We start from the raw sequence: 14349 nt of genomic DNA on the forward strand, positions 1-14349 counted from the left end.
CCAACTGTCGCTTTTTTTGTTTGCCCTGCCTGCGCACCAAAGCCTGCCCTACGTGGGCAAATATGGCCCTCGTGGGCTTTTATCAGAAGCGCCTTTGGCCGCTATCCGAAAAATACCAGCAACGGCATAAAGAAGTGACATGGGGACTGCTCGGATGAGGCGTCGTTATTCTGCCGTGGAGCTGTTGGGTGCGGTGTTACTCCGCTGTGGGGCCTGTGCTGTACACCCCGAGGGTACTCAAGTGCGTGGCCGGTCTAGGAATTACCTTAACTCCGGCAACTAAATGGAGCAACACCATGAGCAAACATAAAAAAGACGATGTGACGATAGAGTGTGAACCTGCCCCGCCAAGGCTTGAAGTAGAGGGTGAAACCATTGTTCCGTGGGACGACCAAGGCATGTTTATGGAAGCTCATTCATATGGCGACTTCGTGGAAAGAATTGAGGGCGGTGTGAGGGGCATAAGTCCTGACGGTGTAACGATAAGCATGATTGACGGTGATATCACCATCGAAAATCTTATCCCCAAATCGGTACGCATCCTGGATATATCCGAAACCGAGTCATTGGCAGTGCGAACGGTGGATCAAACACGGATTTATCGCATGGACTTTTTTGATGGTGGCCGTATCGAGGTCGCGCATTCACAAGACGGCCAAGTGAAGGGGGTCACCGGTCGAAACTTTAACCAGACACTCAACCAAAACAACGAATCTATTGTTAGCCGGGGCTATTCGGCAAATCATCAAGCGCACTGAAATAACGGCGCGCCAGACAGTGGTGATGACTAAACACTCTTTACAGTAAATGAATACGAGGAAACATCATGCGTATGTTGACACGACGGATAGCTCGCCTCATCAGCCAATGGTTGAGCGCGGCGGGTCTCGGTCTAATGATAATGGTGCCCCATGTACAGGCTCAAACCACACCGCAAGCAGCTCAAGAGATACAGGGCTTGCTAGATTTTGTCGAACACAGTGAGTGTCGGTTTGTGCGCAACGGGAGCGAATACCCAGGCGCCCAGGCTCGTGCCCATTTGGGAAAAAAGCTGCATTATCTCGAAGGCAAGAACATGGTGAGCAGTGCAGAAGACTTCATCAATCTAGGGGCCACTAAAAGCAGTGTGACTGGCACCGCCTATGAGGTTCGATGCCCGACAGGCGTACAACCGACGAGCACTTGGCTCACCACAGAACTAAAAAGGCAACGACAGCTCCTACAGTAGGTTGTGACACGGGAGTACCGGTTGGTCATGACCAGCCGCGTGTTCTACCCAACACCTGCCCTAGTAGGGAAAAAGCTATGGATGTTCATCGCCCCCCCCCCCACTCATGCGCGTCAGCCTGATGTGCATGGCTTTGCAGATATAGCAAGCTTGAATGTTGGAATCGCGATATATACAAAGATGGCAAAGAAACCTGGCCATAAACGAAGTCTGATGCTATCTCACGTGTCCTAGGGACAGCCTGTAGGGCCGACAGCTTTAAATTTCAATTTTGAGCATCTGGATATGACTGTAAACAAGCCGAAGCACAGAGCAAGTCAAATTTTACGGCATCAGCAAGCTGCAGTGGTGGTATAGCTAGGTAGTTATTCCATACGCAGTTATTAGAATAGCCATACGTATCTAGTTTCGAGCGAATATGAATACCTTCCCATTAAACAGCATTAGTGATTTTGTATTATTTGGTATTTTAGATTCTTGTGTAAATGCCGCCACATCTCCGAATGGAGTAAATTTCACTCATAAAGAATGGCAGTTAGTTTGCGATAATACTCATAATTGTCGGGCGGCCGGAGCAACCAATAACGCACTGGCGTTAATAATCACTCGCGATGCCGGCCCGAATCACTTATTAGCCCGGTAGTCCTGGGCGTGGCGCAGAACATCGTCTGCAATCGCAGCCTCTGCCTTAGGTGTTTCCTCGTTTTTTGAAGCGCCCCCCCCCACGTTCCAGCCCTGTTATATTTGCATACAGGCCGCGAGTATCGTTGCTTAACGGCGACAATGGGTCATCCCTAACCATCAACCATTTCCCTCGACTTATTGTCTCAAGAATTATTCGCCTGTAGCTCTCGTCCTGGCAGTTGGCAACCGTTAGTCCACTGATATGGATCAGGTCAACTAAGCCCGGCAGTTGCCATGGATTGAGTAGCGCTTGAGCGACAATTTGTACCGCAACGAAGGGCGATTCAATTTTGTTGAAGCCAATCTCACCACGAAAATCCTTGTGTATGATTTGCATTGGAAATGCCTCTCGCCCGTTTTTTGTATTAAATGCATTGAGCATCGTTCCTAGCGTCTGAAACGCAGGGCGAATATATGCATCAGCGTTGTTGACCTGTCTGTAGGATGAGCCTGAATCGTTACGGGCTTCTTCTATGTCTCAGTACTGAACGTAGCTGGTCGGTTTAAGTGCACTTTCTGTTCCGTTGCTTCCCAAACGCCAATCTCAAAAACGCATGCCTTCATTGAAGGCGCACGACGTAATTCGGGTTTTCGATTATTTGAATAAGCCTGCGCGCGCGCCCTTTTGAGACGCATGACAGATTGCCGTAACCGGCCAGCCAACACACCTTCCTGACCCCACCGCCAAAGTCGAGGGTGCCCACCTATTTTAAGTGCACACCATGTCTTGGCTTTGCGGGATTGAGGAGATGAGTTGGCCGGACGCATAAAGTTCAATGACCTGGCTTGGGGTTTAAAACTGATCAAGCTCGTTTACGTAGCTGCCCGCGAGTTTCTAAAAAACAGGTACACCAAACCAACCGGGGCGATAAAAATCGCTAGGGACCAGCAGAGCGACATGGTGAATACTTTCACTGCCAGCATCAGCAGCGCATTTACGAAAAACACATTCTCTCCCATGATGTACCCGACGATGCTTTCGTATACAAACCGCGAATAAGGGTATAGCAGACTACAGATGAGAGTAAACACGATCATGCCGGACTTCGCCCACACACCACCGGGGCTACTTGCCAACATAGCGATAAACAACACTGCGAATATCAGTCCGAACAGCAACTGCCGAATGTAGTAGCTGGTCGTCAGGCCGCCAAACGCTCTTACCAAAACTGATTGCATAATGCATCCTTTTATATGCTTAAAAATATCCGTGATATCGTGCCCGTGCAACGCGGTACTTGCAGGCCCGAATAGAGATTGGATAAATACATGGGCAGTTCTCGACACGCCACTCTGAATGCCCCCTGTCAGAGCCGTCACGCAGCTAATATTTGGAACCTAAGTATGCCGCACGAAATTTTTATGAATTTATTCATGATCGTCTCCACACCAAGCATTTGATCTTTGAATAAACAGGCGAGCTAATCTTTCAGCTTTCTGAATGTTTTTTATGTAGGGCATTTCCCAAATGTGCTCAAGTCATTTGGAATTTAGTAGGCTCGCTCATCATTCGTTTCCTGAACACCGTACGGGGTTTAGCTGGACAGCCCAGATGACAGACTTTTTTCATGTCTTGGCTGGGACGCCGGCACCGAAAAAAGTGACCATACGACCCCAGGCTCGAGACAGCGGCGGCAGCGATATGTTGAATAGTACAACCGCACAGATCAAAGTCCGCTGACCGGGACAGCTCAACAGCTCATACCATCTCCAACCTTGTTGACCCGGGTCGCAAAGGCCACTGTCGACGACACCCTGCTTGGTCACCGCTGCGATTGCCTACTCGCCTGAACCGGACGGTTGGATGTTACTCATGCCCAGTACGCTCTCATTGGTTGAGTGATGCGGTATCGTTCTGGCGGCCGGTCTGGATCAGCTTTATTCTGTTGAGTGTCGTGGGATTGAGCGGGCCAGCCTGAAAAGCAGCGCCTAACGCAATCGCCCGTCAGCGACATTCAGCGGGGCACAACATTATCCGCAGATGATCAAAATGTGAAAGGCCGGGCCCTCTCAATGGCTGCCGCCGCAGCCAACGCCAGATGCTCGTGCCAAGGCCGCGCCACGATCTGCACCCCTACCGGCAAACCGGCATCGCAAGTCCCGGCACGAATCACCACGCAAAGCCAACCTGCCAAGCTGTAAGACAGCGTGTGACTGAACAGTCCAGGGCGCGACGCGCCCAACCGCGGCGCCGGGGCGGCGTCAACCGGACACAGAATGAGGTCGTAGTCCGCCATGAATCCGAGCATGGCACTCCGAAACTGATCCCAGTCTGAAAGCAACCGTACCGCCTCCTCCCCCGTACCTGTGTTCATCGCCCAATAGCGTTCGGTGATGTCTCGGGAATTAGCCAGTGCCGCCGGGAACGCCGAAAAGAGTGAGGCGCCAGCGGCCGCCAATAGGTTGGCCGCCAACTGCAGAGTCGTCTGTGTTACCTCATCAACCGGCGTAATACCACCATCGCTGTACCAGGCCACCCTCAAGCCGTTCAGGGTGCCTGCGAGGACACCAGGGAGCCGCATCGGAATCACACCGGCGTCCCGACTGTCCTCACCGGCGATCACCTGGAGTACTAACGCCAGATCCTCGACATACCGGGCCATTGGGCTGATCTGACTACGATAGTCACTGAGCCCACCAGGGTGATTGAATACTCCGGTGTTGGGCACACGCCCACTGGTGGGTTTCAACGTGCAGATACCGCAAAAATGAGCAGGTACGCGCAAGCTTCCACCGGAATCACTTCCCAACCCCAACGGTGATAGGCCGGCGGCAATCGCAGCGGCCTCGCCACCACTGCTGCCTCCAGGCCCATGAAATAGACCATGCGGATTACGCGTCGCGCCATATACCGGATTGTCAGTCACGCCGCCCCCGCCGCCTGGTGGGCAATTGCTTTTGCCGAGCAAGATCGCGCCAGCGGCTTTCATCCGTGCCACGACTACCGCGCCCTGGTTGGGAACATATCGCGCCCGATCAACCAAACCTGCCGCTGACACCACGCCCTGGGTATCGAATACGTCTTTCACAGTGAAAGGGGGACGCCGTGCAGGACTCCCCAGCATTCACCGTTGGCCACTGCACAATCAGCCTCCCATGCGCGCTCTAGCGCCGACTCGCCGCACACCTGCACCAGGGCGTTGATCGATGGATTGAGCTTCTCGATACGTGCGAGGTAGGCGGACACAATGGCTGTAGAGGAGAGCTTGCGCCGTTGAATCAATTCGGCAAGCTCGGTTGCGGAATAACGGAGTAGTGGGTCCACAGTCGACAATCGTATCGCTCCAATAAATTTACCGACTTATAACGTCATGGCAGCACCCAGTATCGGCGGAATCTGGCACGGCCTACCTATCGAGATGTTCATGACGCCCAAAACAGCCACGTCGTCGAGGAAAATCATCTTACGAGCCATCACCTTCGAACCCCACTGCTATGCTGTTTTTCTTAACTGGAGGCTAAGCCTATGCGCAGCGGGTATTCGCTATTCGACGTGCTGGAGAGGATGTATCAAAATCAAATGGCATTAGAGGCGGCAGTGATGGAGCTGACGCTCCAGGTAGAAGCTCGCGGGCTGGCTGAGACTGGAGACAATGTTCGCGGTGCCCTTGAGACGATTGGTGAGAACGCCGGCCACATCAGGCAGGGCCTCGCTCGCCTGAGAAATCGCCCATGATGAACCTCCATCCGACGCAGACTTCAAATGCGTCTACCGCCCGATCTACGATGCTAGCAACGCTGCGATAAACGTTCGAGCTGCCGGAAGCACAACGGTTGGGTGCTATTGCCTGTCGCCGCTTGATCAAGACAGCGGTGTGGCGACGGCTTCTCTGGTCAGTAACGATGCGCCGGAAAGCCCCCGGTCATTGAGCGACTCAACGATAATTCACGTCACAGGCCAACCAACAAAGCGCAGATGGCTTGTAAAATACCGGGTTCCATTCATGACAGCTCAGGTAGCTGCAGACATAAGGGGGACGTGAGCATCCAGATACGGTAACGTCGCGATTAATGAGTGCCCCCCCCTGAAACAGCGAATCAGCATCTCCTCCTTGACCGTCTGGCGAGTAAAGTACCAACACCTTCTGAGCGGTAGCTGCAACGCCAAACATAACTAGCGTACCTCACCAGTGAAAATAGCCTATTGACGCCTCTGCGGAGGATTCTCCGACTGTATACGACAATCGCCTTAACCTTACACAGTATTCCGCAGCGCCTTAGAAGTCGGTTAATGGACAGCAGCACTATACGTCGCATTTCCAATGTGTGTTTTTGAACCGTGCCCCTCAACTAAGTCCATGAAATCCCTCATCGACCTATAATCGGGTGCCTGGATCAATGATACGTGGACGGACTGATCAAACGACGCAGAGCATTTCGGTGATCGAAGTCTGCCATCACTGTAAATCAACGAATGGTAGATCTGAGGGTTATACTCGCAAAAATGAGAGATATTGATACCCTCGTAGACTGCCAACAACGAGTCAACAATCACCAAATCAAAAGAACCCACCGGCGGCCTAGTTAAGGCGACCAACTCTTCATACGACCCTACCGGGGCGATACAATAGTACCCCATATGGTTCAGCATCTTCTCTATCATACTTCTCTGTACATGCCGCCTATCGGCAATGAGGATACGCAAACCTTTATTTGGCATGGATCAACCCTCCACAAACCCGGTGAGCTCCTTTAAACACCACTCACGGTACAAGTTGCAAATTCCTGGTGATATGGCTAAGCGCTGGAGAAGATCTCCCCCATTCATTGGCATCGCAAAGCAATAACCCTGCCCAGTGACACATCCCAACTCACGCAACCTTGCACGCTGTTCTTGGGTTTCAATCCCCTCAACTACCACGGACATTCCTAAGGATTCTCCCAGCGCCAGAGTGCTGATGATTACCGCTTGCCCAGTTTCCTGATCAAGACACCGGACGAACTCCGCATCGAGCTTTATTTCGTTGAAGGGCAACTGACACAATCGTTGAAGCGACGAAAAGCCGGTTCCAAAATCATCAATGGAGAGGCGACAACCCATCATGCGCAACCGATACAGGTTTTCAAGGCTGGTAATGGGGGTATCTATGATCCCGCTTTCTGTCAGCTCAAAGGTCAGACCCGAACCAGGGATGCCAAAAACGGTCAGCAGCGCCTTGATTCGGTCAGTCAGATCGGTATTGCTCAACTGCGCCGCGTGCAGATTAAACGCAAAGTTCAGTGAATGGCCCTGGTCGCTAATGTAACGTTGCAACGCCAGACTCTGCCTCAGCTGATCAAAGAACAGTTCATCCTGCAGCCCATAGCGCTCCAGCAAGGGCAAGAAAAAGGAGGGAGGCAACACACCCATTGACGGGTGCAGCCATCGTGCTAGTACCTCTACGCCTTCTATTTGGCCCGTACCCAAATTGAACTTTGGTTGAAAATAAGCTCGAAACTCATTCGCCTCAATGGCGCGCTGCATATCCTTTTTGCCGGGGGATTTGATTGGCGTTACAGTGGCCGTTTTGAAGCAAGGTTTGGGAGAGTATTGTTTTAGCACCTTGCCTAAAATCGGCAGGCTAAGCGGCTTCCCAACATCCCCCAATAAATTGATGCCAAGCAGCGTGATCAGACGTTTCACCATGTGCCGCAGATCCGCAGGAACAGCGCTACTGACGACCAAGGCTTTGACAAGCCCTGAATCAGCGACTTTTTTGAAGAACGCGACACCGTCCATGCCCTCCATTTGCAAATCACACAGTGCGACATCTACCGCCCCAACGCTATTGAGCACCGCCAAGGCTTCTACACCATCAGACGCTTCGAATACCTCTGTACAGCCCAAACGACGCAGCATGGCGACGGCTACGGAGCGTTGGAATGGATGATCTTCCAGGACAAGCACACGGAGCGGATAGATAGGCATTTGCGACTCTCTTAAAGCGCTTGACTAAAGGCGACCAAGGTTATCCCTGCCCGCCTCATCGGCCTATCGCGCCTGGACGGCTGATGAACCATTTGAAACAATCACTTCCACTCGGCGATTAAGTTGTCGCGAGCTGGCGCTACTGTTCCCAGCTACCGGGAACTCTTGGCCGTATCCCTGGGTAGAGATCCGAACAGGATCAACGCCTTGTTGAATCAAGGCAGACGCCACCGAATCAGCACGCCGTTCGGACAATGCCTGGTTCAGGCTTTCGCTGCCGACGGTATCGGTGAAACCTTCGATGCGAACTTTGCGCTCAAGGTTATTCTCTAAGAAACTGGCCAGTTGTTGGATATCCCGGCGCGACGCTGATTTGAGGTCAGACCTGCCGGTGTCAAATAACACATCTCCCAAGGTAATGACCTGCCCACGATCTGTCGGCTTGGAGTTCAACGCCTGCAACGTTTTAAGCTGCTGAGTCCGCACATCCAGCTGCACCTGCGTGCGCTCCAGACCAATATTGGCAAGTCCGGCGCTCGCTTCACGGCCCGAAATAGTCTGTTCCGCCAAGGCAATTTTCTGAGTAGCTAGATACGCCAACTGCTCAACACCCGCCGCGCTACGGTCCGAGTTGGACAGTAAATCAGCCTTGCTCAGCGCCAAGAACGCGGCTTGGGTTTCGATAGGCGCAAGCGTGCTCGAATTGGGGTTGTTCTGCAGAGCAGAGAATTGCTGACGCGCTTCGACCAATTGAGCGTTTTCGGGAGTGACTGCGCACCCGACCAGTACCAATGCCATTGCACAAGTCAGCGGTGCCACCAAATAAGTACGCATGATTAATCCTCAGCGAATGGGAGTAGGAACGGGAGCGGTGCCTGGTGCGGGCGCTTGCAACATTTCCTGCTTAAGTACTTGAATGCCATTTTGCGCATCCACGAGGTTCTTCTGTGCCTTCACAGTGGTGGCGGTACGTTCAGCCAGATTGGCATCCACTTGAATCTGCTCGGCCAACGCCTTGACCTTTACATAGTGCTTTTCCCCAATTTCCCGCTCCATGAGAAATAGCTTGTCCTGCGCGACCTTCATCTGCACGGGCGCATATTGGGTCGCCCCTGCCGAGACAGCACGGCTGACAGCATCTTTGGAGAGCGAAATTTGATCTTCAGGGATAGGGGCACCAGCACAAGCACTTAAGGTTGCGGCACCAATCAACAGCAAAAATGGGCCGGTTGCTCGGGGGTAAACACTTCGATAATTCATTCAATGCTCCAACCACTGTACGTGAGGACTTCCTAGCGAAGCCCTGTCACAGATATTGCCCAATCAAAAGACTGAAATAACGACGAACGAGCCTGCACTGCCGTAGGGAATTTCCCAATGACGAATTAATGGGCGCCCCGAATGCTCAAAGTGCGGAAAAAAAGACCCCGCATTAGACCGCGGCGAAGAAGCAACCTTCCTTACCAGAAATGGCGACAATCCTGTGCCCTTTCCATGGCGTGAACTCTGATGTATTTCTATTAGTGTTGACTGGCACTACGGAGCCAAATCCGATCTCGCCACAACCAACTCCAAGGCCAGTATTGAAACGGTCACCAATGACTTTCACTTGATCGTTGCCAGCGGGCATCATTGATGAGCGCGCTGTGTTGCCGACTTCAACGTCCATTCCAACCCTTAGGATTTGCCCCCCATGCACAGGCAGCTGGCGCCTTGATGCCGGTGTCAAATTTGTTACGCATGAGGACTCCGTCGACATAGATGCCGTAGTCATCAGCACGTCGCATGGCACCGATCGCTTTGCTGATGATCACCCCTGGAGCGGACGCACACGTTGCCAACAGCCAAGAGAATCGCCTTCTTGGCACCGAATTCCATCCAGGAGCCGTTCTGAGTGAATGCGCGGTTGGCGGTTTCGCCGACATTGAATCAGTTGCTAATTCCACGCGCCCATACACCGCCTTCATCTCGACCCATGCTCAACTCGCTCAGGCTCTTAACTCGCACGCCCATCTGCGAACCCCACAACGTCACTACGAACGTCGGGGACGCGATGGTGAAATTACTGTGCCGAACAGGTCTGTAGTGTTGACAAAAAACCAATTGGCGCGCTCCTCTGCACAAAGAGTGCAGAGGAGCGCGCCGGCATCTACACGCGCGCGATATAAACCAAGCCAAACCACCCCCGCCACTGCCACTGCCACCATCCACCATCCACCAGCTGTAGCTCGCGACCCACCGAAGCCGGCTCACACGCACCACCATCGACGACAAACCCATGATCGTAACTACCCACCCACAGCAGATTGCCTTGCCCATGGGCCAGCTCGGTACTCATCGAGAAGATACCGACACCGCTGAGGTCGCCCTCAATGGTCAGTGAACTGAAAGGACTGCTACTGAAACCTACCTGCCTGCCCGTCACGGCCAATTGGCCGACTTGTGAATAGCCGGTCATCTGTCAAATGCTTTGATCCAGGCTCAAATTTCCCACCCCATGAACCGTGCGCCCCAGGCTAGAGCCGCCGCGCAAGGAAAACTAGGAGTTCAGCGCGTCGATACGAATAGCAAAAACACATAAGCACGGTGCGGCTTTGCCGCGACGAACACTGCAATCACTCTGGCCAACGCAGTTATGCGTGGCGGCTCGCATGTCCATTGCCTCAGTGGCGAGACCGATGGAGACGATGCGGATCTTCGCAACAGGCCTCGAAGAATGGACGCACAAGCAGCAGCACTCTCAGTTGGCCAGTTCACTTGACGGTGCCGCGCGGGTGCTGAATCTCGACACGGATATTCGTAACCGCCCGGGCACCACACCTTTCCTGACACTATCGCTTGAGGCGATGGTGTCCACCTAAGAAAACTGAAGAAGACCTCCAAGTCTGGTGAAATACCGGCCTGACATAAAACTGGTTCGGTTACAGCGATCCGGCGATGAAAGAAGCCCTCTAAGAGACCACAAGCCTGCGCCAGTTTTCGGGAATTTATTGAACTAAGCTCATTTCAGCTTCGACTGAAACGTTTTCCAACAAATAGCTAACGCGAGCGTTCGCACCGAACACTCACGACAGTTAAAATCAACGCATGCACTCTGCCCATGCAGGCGAACCGTGTTCATGTCGTCGCCGTGATCGGTTGTATACCTCGCTGAGTCCCGTTCACCGCGGAAGAGACACCTTCAGAAATCCCCTACATTCACTGCTTTTTGCCTTTGTTACTCTTTAGCGGCTAATCCTAAGTTCCCTCTGAGCTGTCCTTTGGCGCAGTTCTTTGGCATCCGGAGCTAACTACGCTTGATCATCACCTGAAACCGGCACACCGCACGCAGGAGCTTTTGATTCAGTCAAATCAGATGATCGATGGCCGATCAGAGTAGCGAGTAGAGCGATAACCCGAATGCTTCGTCCGTGACGGGAGAGTATTTTTTTGGCGCCCATGTCTGGTTGGCTGACACCAGTATCTGGCGCGCCTTGTAAGTTCAGGGACTCCTTGGGCCGTCGGTACGAGCGGCGTTCGTGGTATTGCGGGAGGCTTGCCCAGGGGATCCCCGCCCCGTGATTCTCAATAGATCGCAGTTCATGGCGTATCAATCGATACGCTCAGCCGCCAGTAAGCGTGGAGGTGGTGCCTCCTGCAATGGAGGAGACGGTAAAAACGCGGGCGTTGGGGGCCGAGGAGCAATGGAGCAGCAAACGCACTTAACGACCTTGGTTTAGTACGATTTTGTCCGATTTTTGCTGGTTCCCGAGGGAGAGTAGGAATGATTGGCTGGTGGATAGTGATTGCAGCACAAACGCCGGAAGAGCGCGATACTCTAAACAGCAACCGCAAGGCCGCTGTGCTGGCGAACTGGGAAACCAGTGTCGGCGGTATCGACTGGGTGACAAAGCTCACCAAGGAAGGCAAGGCCACGCAGCTATCTAGCAGTGGCTACCCGAACCGTTACACCGCTAAGGCTGGCGACGTGTTGCCCATACTTTCGAAAGGCATCCCCGACCATAGCGATATGACGATCATCGGTGGCGACTACGTGATGCCCGCAGGCTGGAAGGGCAACATCATCATGCACCACGAAAAAATCGACGGCTGCAAACCTGACCAAGTTCTGACGATTGAGGTATGGGATCAGTCGTAAATAACCTACGAAGTCATACCATTTTATCCGTTACAACCACACAGGCTCTGCATATGCGGTTGATTATTTCCCTAATTCTCCCTTGGCTAACCTTCTTCACGATAGGCCGCGCCATTGCTGGCGTCATCTGTCTAATTCTGCAATTCACTCTCATCGGCTGGCTTCCGGCAACGATATGGGCGGTGTACGCATTGAGTCAGTACAACACCGATAAGAAGATCGAAAAAGCTCTCAGCCAAGGGAGCGCGTAAATGAAAACACGTATGATTTGTGCGGCAGTTTTAGGTGCTCTTTGGTTGGCTGGTTGCGGTAGCAAGCAGGACGCGAATGAGAAAAATTTTGGCTTAGCCATCAGTCAGTACCTTGACAAGAAAGGCGAGCTTTGCCTGCAGCACAACAAGTGGCCTGTCGATGTGACGGAGATGGATTTGCGCATGTGGAAGACCATGCCGACAGGAACGGCTGGGCAAATGGAAGCTCTGGCGGCTATTGGATTGGTGTCCGGCGCAGACACCGAAGTCGATGAACTTGGTGGAATAGGTCCATCCTACAACAAGCCAACAGGCCGAAAAATCAAAGTGAAGCGGTACGTGCTGAGCGACGCTGGCAAGAAGTTTTACAATGAAAAAGAGGTGATACAGATCAGTTTTGATGGCATAAAAAAAATGATGCAAGGCGATATTTGCTACGGCAAAAAATCACTCGATAAGATCGTGAAATGGGAAGGACCAATGAAGTTTGGCGCCTACCAAGAAGCGAAAGTTAAATACCTGTACAAGATAGACGGACTGGCCGACTGGACTAAAAAACCAGAGTTCCAACTCGCATTTCCTTACATTGTTGAAATTATCAATGCTGCGAGTAAAAAAGAACAGCAGCACGGCGTTAAGTTGACGAGCCTTGGCTGGAAACCAAAAGGGCTGGGGACTGAAGTATTTATCCGTAATTCAATTTAATAAAGAGAGCTTTATGAAAATGACTTACCTTCGCCGTGCCGTTGTCACATCGGTTGTCGTGCTGGGTGGACTTGTCGTTGGCTGTGCATTCGTTGCCGTGACAAGTGATGCAATCAAAAAAAAACCGCCTTTGCTCTTAGCCTTGAAGAAGACACTTTCACGATTTCAAATTGAGAAGATGACGGCTTTAAATCAAGCTATTTGGTAAACACCAATACAGGCAAAAGCAACCTAGGCCTGGCGTAACAGAAAACTGGCAATACAGCTGAATCGATCTGGACCAACCTCAAGGCCACCGCGCTGGCTGCCGGCGCCAATGCAATAAAGTAGGGCGCAAGCTAGCAACAAATTCTCAGATTGCGAGGCGCCTTAATCAAGTACTCGGCGCGGTATTCATCGGTTGGCTTGCCGTTTGGCACTGGTGTCAGGGAGATAGGTTGCTAGATGCACGGGGGGGGGCTCCGGCCTAGCGGCCTTCATGCACGGCTAAATTGTTCGCCACCTATGCGGCAGCAGCTGCGTTGGCAGGCGCGCAAGAACATTCTTCAGGTACGCATACGGATCATGTCCATTGAGCCACGCCGACTGTCAAGTTCATAATCGCTGCCGCCCGTTTGCCACTGCGTAACGACCCTGCGAAGAGCCAGTTTCTGCGCCCAATAGTCCATGGCCTGATTTGGATTCCGGCCCAATTGTTGTCTATAGGTACTGCCCCGTCGTCAAGGTAGCGCTGACAGCGTTGCCCAGCGTTTCAGGCTGTAATCGAGTGCTTTGCTGATCGACGAACCTTCGAGCACGAGGTCACGCTGGGATCATCCAGGCATGCAGCATATCCATCACCGACACGGCTTTTTCTTGCCGTATTCGGCGCCGTAAATCCGGCTCCAGGTCGCGGACTTCACTCTCGATTTCGAACAACAACTGAATATGGCACAGGGTTTGTTCGGCGAGCGTGCTTTTGTTCGTGGCTGGCAGTTCGAAAAACTTACGCCGCGCATGAGGCATGCACTCGATTTCGGTAACGCCAAATTCGAAGCTGGCGTTGTAACCGCCAAAATCATCGCAGACCAACTTTCCTTTCCAGTCAGGCAGGAAGTTGCGAGCATGCTATCCGGCACGACTGGGGCTGAAGTCGTAAACCACCGCTATCAAGTCCGAGAACTGTATCCATCCGGCCAACACACCTTCCTGACCCCGACGCCAAAGGGCACATGCACTTAAATTAAAGCGGACACCATTTCTAGCCTTTTAAGCGGGTCTTTCATGCAACCACAACGCCGTTCCTACTCCAAATCCTCCAAAGGCGGTGTCATTCAAGAGTGCTCCGAACTTGCCGCCTCGATTGCCAGCGTCGCGCTGAGCCACAACCTCAACGCGCCCCCTCCCCTGTCACAGAATACGAAATTATCGCCTAAACGCTCATAGCCAAGCAGGC

General features: G+C 52.6%; 17 protein-coding genes and 1 pseudogene. 8 read left to right on the forward strand and 10 right to left on the reverse strand.

Annotated features, from left to right (window positions below; translation table 11 throughout):
* Positions 1-296 precede the first annotated feature (296 nt).
* Entirely contained in the window at positions 297-758 is a 462-nt protein-coding gene (locus ACA046_RS18230) for a hypothetical protein (protein WP_497674606.1), read from the forward strand.
* 68 nt (positions 759-826) lie between these two features.
* Positions 827-1228: a YfeK family protein gene (locus ACA046_RS18235; protein WP_497674607.1), complete on the forward strand. Its 402-nt coding sequence runs from the start codon at positions 827-829 to the stop codon at positions 1226-1228.
* A gap of 688 nt (positions 1229-1916) precedes the next feature.
* On the opposite strand, the gene ACA046_RS18240 is transcribed toward ACA046_RS18235, so the two are convergent.
* The 4 genes from ACA046_RS18240 to ACA046_RS18255 form a co-directional block, all read right to left on the reverse strand.
* The gene (locus tag ACA046_RS18240) at positions 1917-2249 is read right to left on the reverse strand and encodes a hypothetical protein (protein WP_497674608.1); all 333 of its coding nucleotides are present in this window, start codon (positions 2247-2249) and stop codon (positions 1917-1919) included.
* A gap of 476 nt (positions 2250-2725) precedes the next feature.
* Positions 2726-3091 carry a hypothetical protein gene (locus ACA046_RS18245; protein WP_497674609.1) on the reverse strand — a complete coding sequence of 122 codons (366 nt, stop codon included), beginning with the start codon at positions 3089-3091 and terminating at the stop codon, positions 2726-2728.
* A gap of 806 nt (positions 3092-3897) precedes the next feature.
* Complete coding sequence (locus ACA046_RS18250; protein ID WP_497674610.1) at positions 3898-4941, reverse strand: amidase; 1044 nt, start codon at positions 4939-4941, stop codon at positions 3898-3900.
* Positions 4938-5177 carry an amidase family protein gene (locus tag ACA046_RS18255; protein WP_497677107.1) on the reverse strand — a complete coding sequence of 80 codons (240 nt, stop codon included), beginning with the start codon at positions 5175-5177 and terminating at the stop codon, positions 4938-4940. The genes ACA046_RS18250 and ACA046_RS18255 overlap by 4 nt, the downstream gene beginning before the upstream one ends.
* Positions 5178-5378: 201 nt before the next feature.
* On the opposite strand from ACA046_RS18255, the gene ACA046_RS18260 reads away from it, so the two are divergent.
* Positions 5379-5588 (forward strand): hypothetical protein, encoded by a 210-nt coding sequence (locus tag ACA046_RS18260; RefSeq protein WP_497674611.1) that lies wholly within the window; start codon positions 5379-5381, stop codon positions 5586-5588.
* A gap of 987 nt (positions 5589-6575) precedes the next feature.
* Here ACA046_RS18260 and ACA046_RS18265 read toward each other — a convergent pair.
* From ACA046_RS18265 to ACA046_RS18285, 5 genes are all read right to left on the reverse strand, one after another.
* On the reverse strand, positions 6576-7820 hold the full coding sequence (locus ACA046_RS18265; RefSeq protein WP_497674612.1) for an EAL domain-containing response regulator: 1245 nt from the start codon (positions 7818-7820) through the stop codon (positions 6576-6578).
* 63 nt (positions 7821-7883) lie between these two features.
* Positions 7884-8654: an OmpA family protein gene (locus ACA046_RS18270; protein WP_497674613.1), complete on the reverse strand. Its 771-nt coding sequence runs from the start codon at positions 8652-8654 to the stop codon at positions 7884-7886.
* A 9-nt stretch (positions 8655-8663) separates the two neighbouring features.
* Positions 8664-9080: a DUF4398 domain-containing protein gene (locus ACA046_RS18275; RefSeq protein ID WP_497674614.1), complete on the reverse strand. Its 417-nt coding sequence runs from the start codon at positions 9078-9080 to the stop codon at positions 8664-8666.
* 172 nt (positions 9081-9252) lie between these two features.
* A complete protein-coding gene (locus ACA046_RS18280) occupies positions 9253-9489 on the reverse strand; it encodes a hypothetical protein (protein ID WP_497674615.1) in 237 nt (78 codons plus the stop codon).
* 480 nt (positions 9490-9969) lie between these two features.
* The gene (locus tag ACA046_RS18285) at positions 9970-10278 is read right to left on the reverse strand and encodes a pertactin-like passenger domain-containing protein (protein ID WP_497674616.1); all 309 of its coding nucleotides are present in this window, start codon (positions 10276-10278) and stop codon (positions 9970-9972) included.
* 193 nt (positions 10279-10471) lie between these two features.
* Here ACA046_RS18285 and ACA046_RS18290 point away from each other — a divergent pair, with 193 nt between their 5' ends.
* From ACA046_RS18290 to ACA046_RS18310, 5 genes are all read left to right on the forward strand, one after another.
* Positions 10472-10681, forward strand: a complete 210-nt coding sequence (locus ACA046_RS18290; protein WP_497674617.1) for a hypothetical protein — start codon at positions 10472-10474, stop codon at positions 10679-10681.
* 902 nt (positions 10682-11583) lie between these two features.
* Positions 11584-11958 (forward strand): hypothetical protein, encoded by a 375-nt coding sequence (locus ACA046_RS18295; RefSeq protein WP_497674618.1) that lies wholly within the window; start codon positions 11584-11586, stop codon positions 11956-11958.
* A 53-nt stretch (positions 11959-12011) separates the two neighbouring features.
* A complete protein-coding gene (locus tag ACA046_RS18300; protein ID WP_497674619.1) occupies positions 12012-12209 on the forward strand; it encodes a YqaE/Pmp3 family membrane protein in 198 nt (65 codons plus the stop codon).
* The gene (locus ACA046_RS18305; RefSeq protein ID WP_497674620.1) at positions 12210-12914 is read left to right on the forward strand and encodes an SEN1982 family lipoprotein; all 705 of its coding nucleotides are present in this window, start codon (positions 12210-12212) and stop codon (positions 12912-12914) included.
* A 13-nt stretch (positions 12915-12927) separates the two neighbouring features.
* A complete protein-coding gene (locus ACA046_RS18310; RefSeq protein WP_497674621.1) occupies positions 12928-13122 on the forward strand; it encodes a hypothetical protein in 195 nt (64 codons plus the stop codon).
* Between the two features lie 278 nt (positions 13123-13400).
* On the opposite strand, the pseudogene tnpC reads toward ACA046_RS18310, so the two are convergent.
* Positions 13401-14075, reverse strand: a pseudogene (gene tnpC, locus ACA046_RS18315) (IS66 family transposase); the annotation flags it as partial.
* Between the last annotated feature and the right edge of the window lie 274 nt (positions 14076-14349).

The sequence above is a fragment of the Pseudomonas sp. LBUM1641 genome (assembly GCF_059716235.1).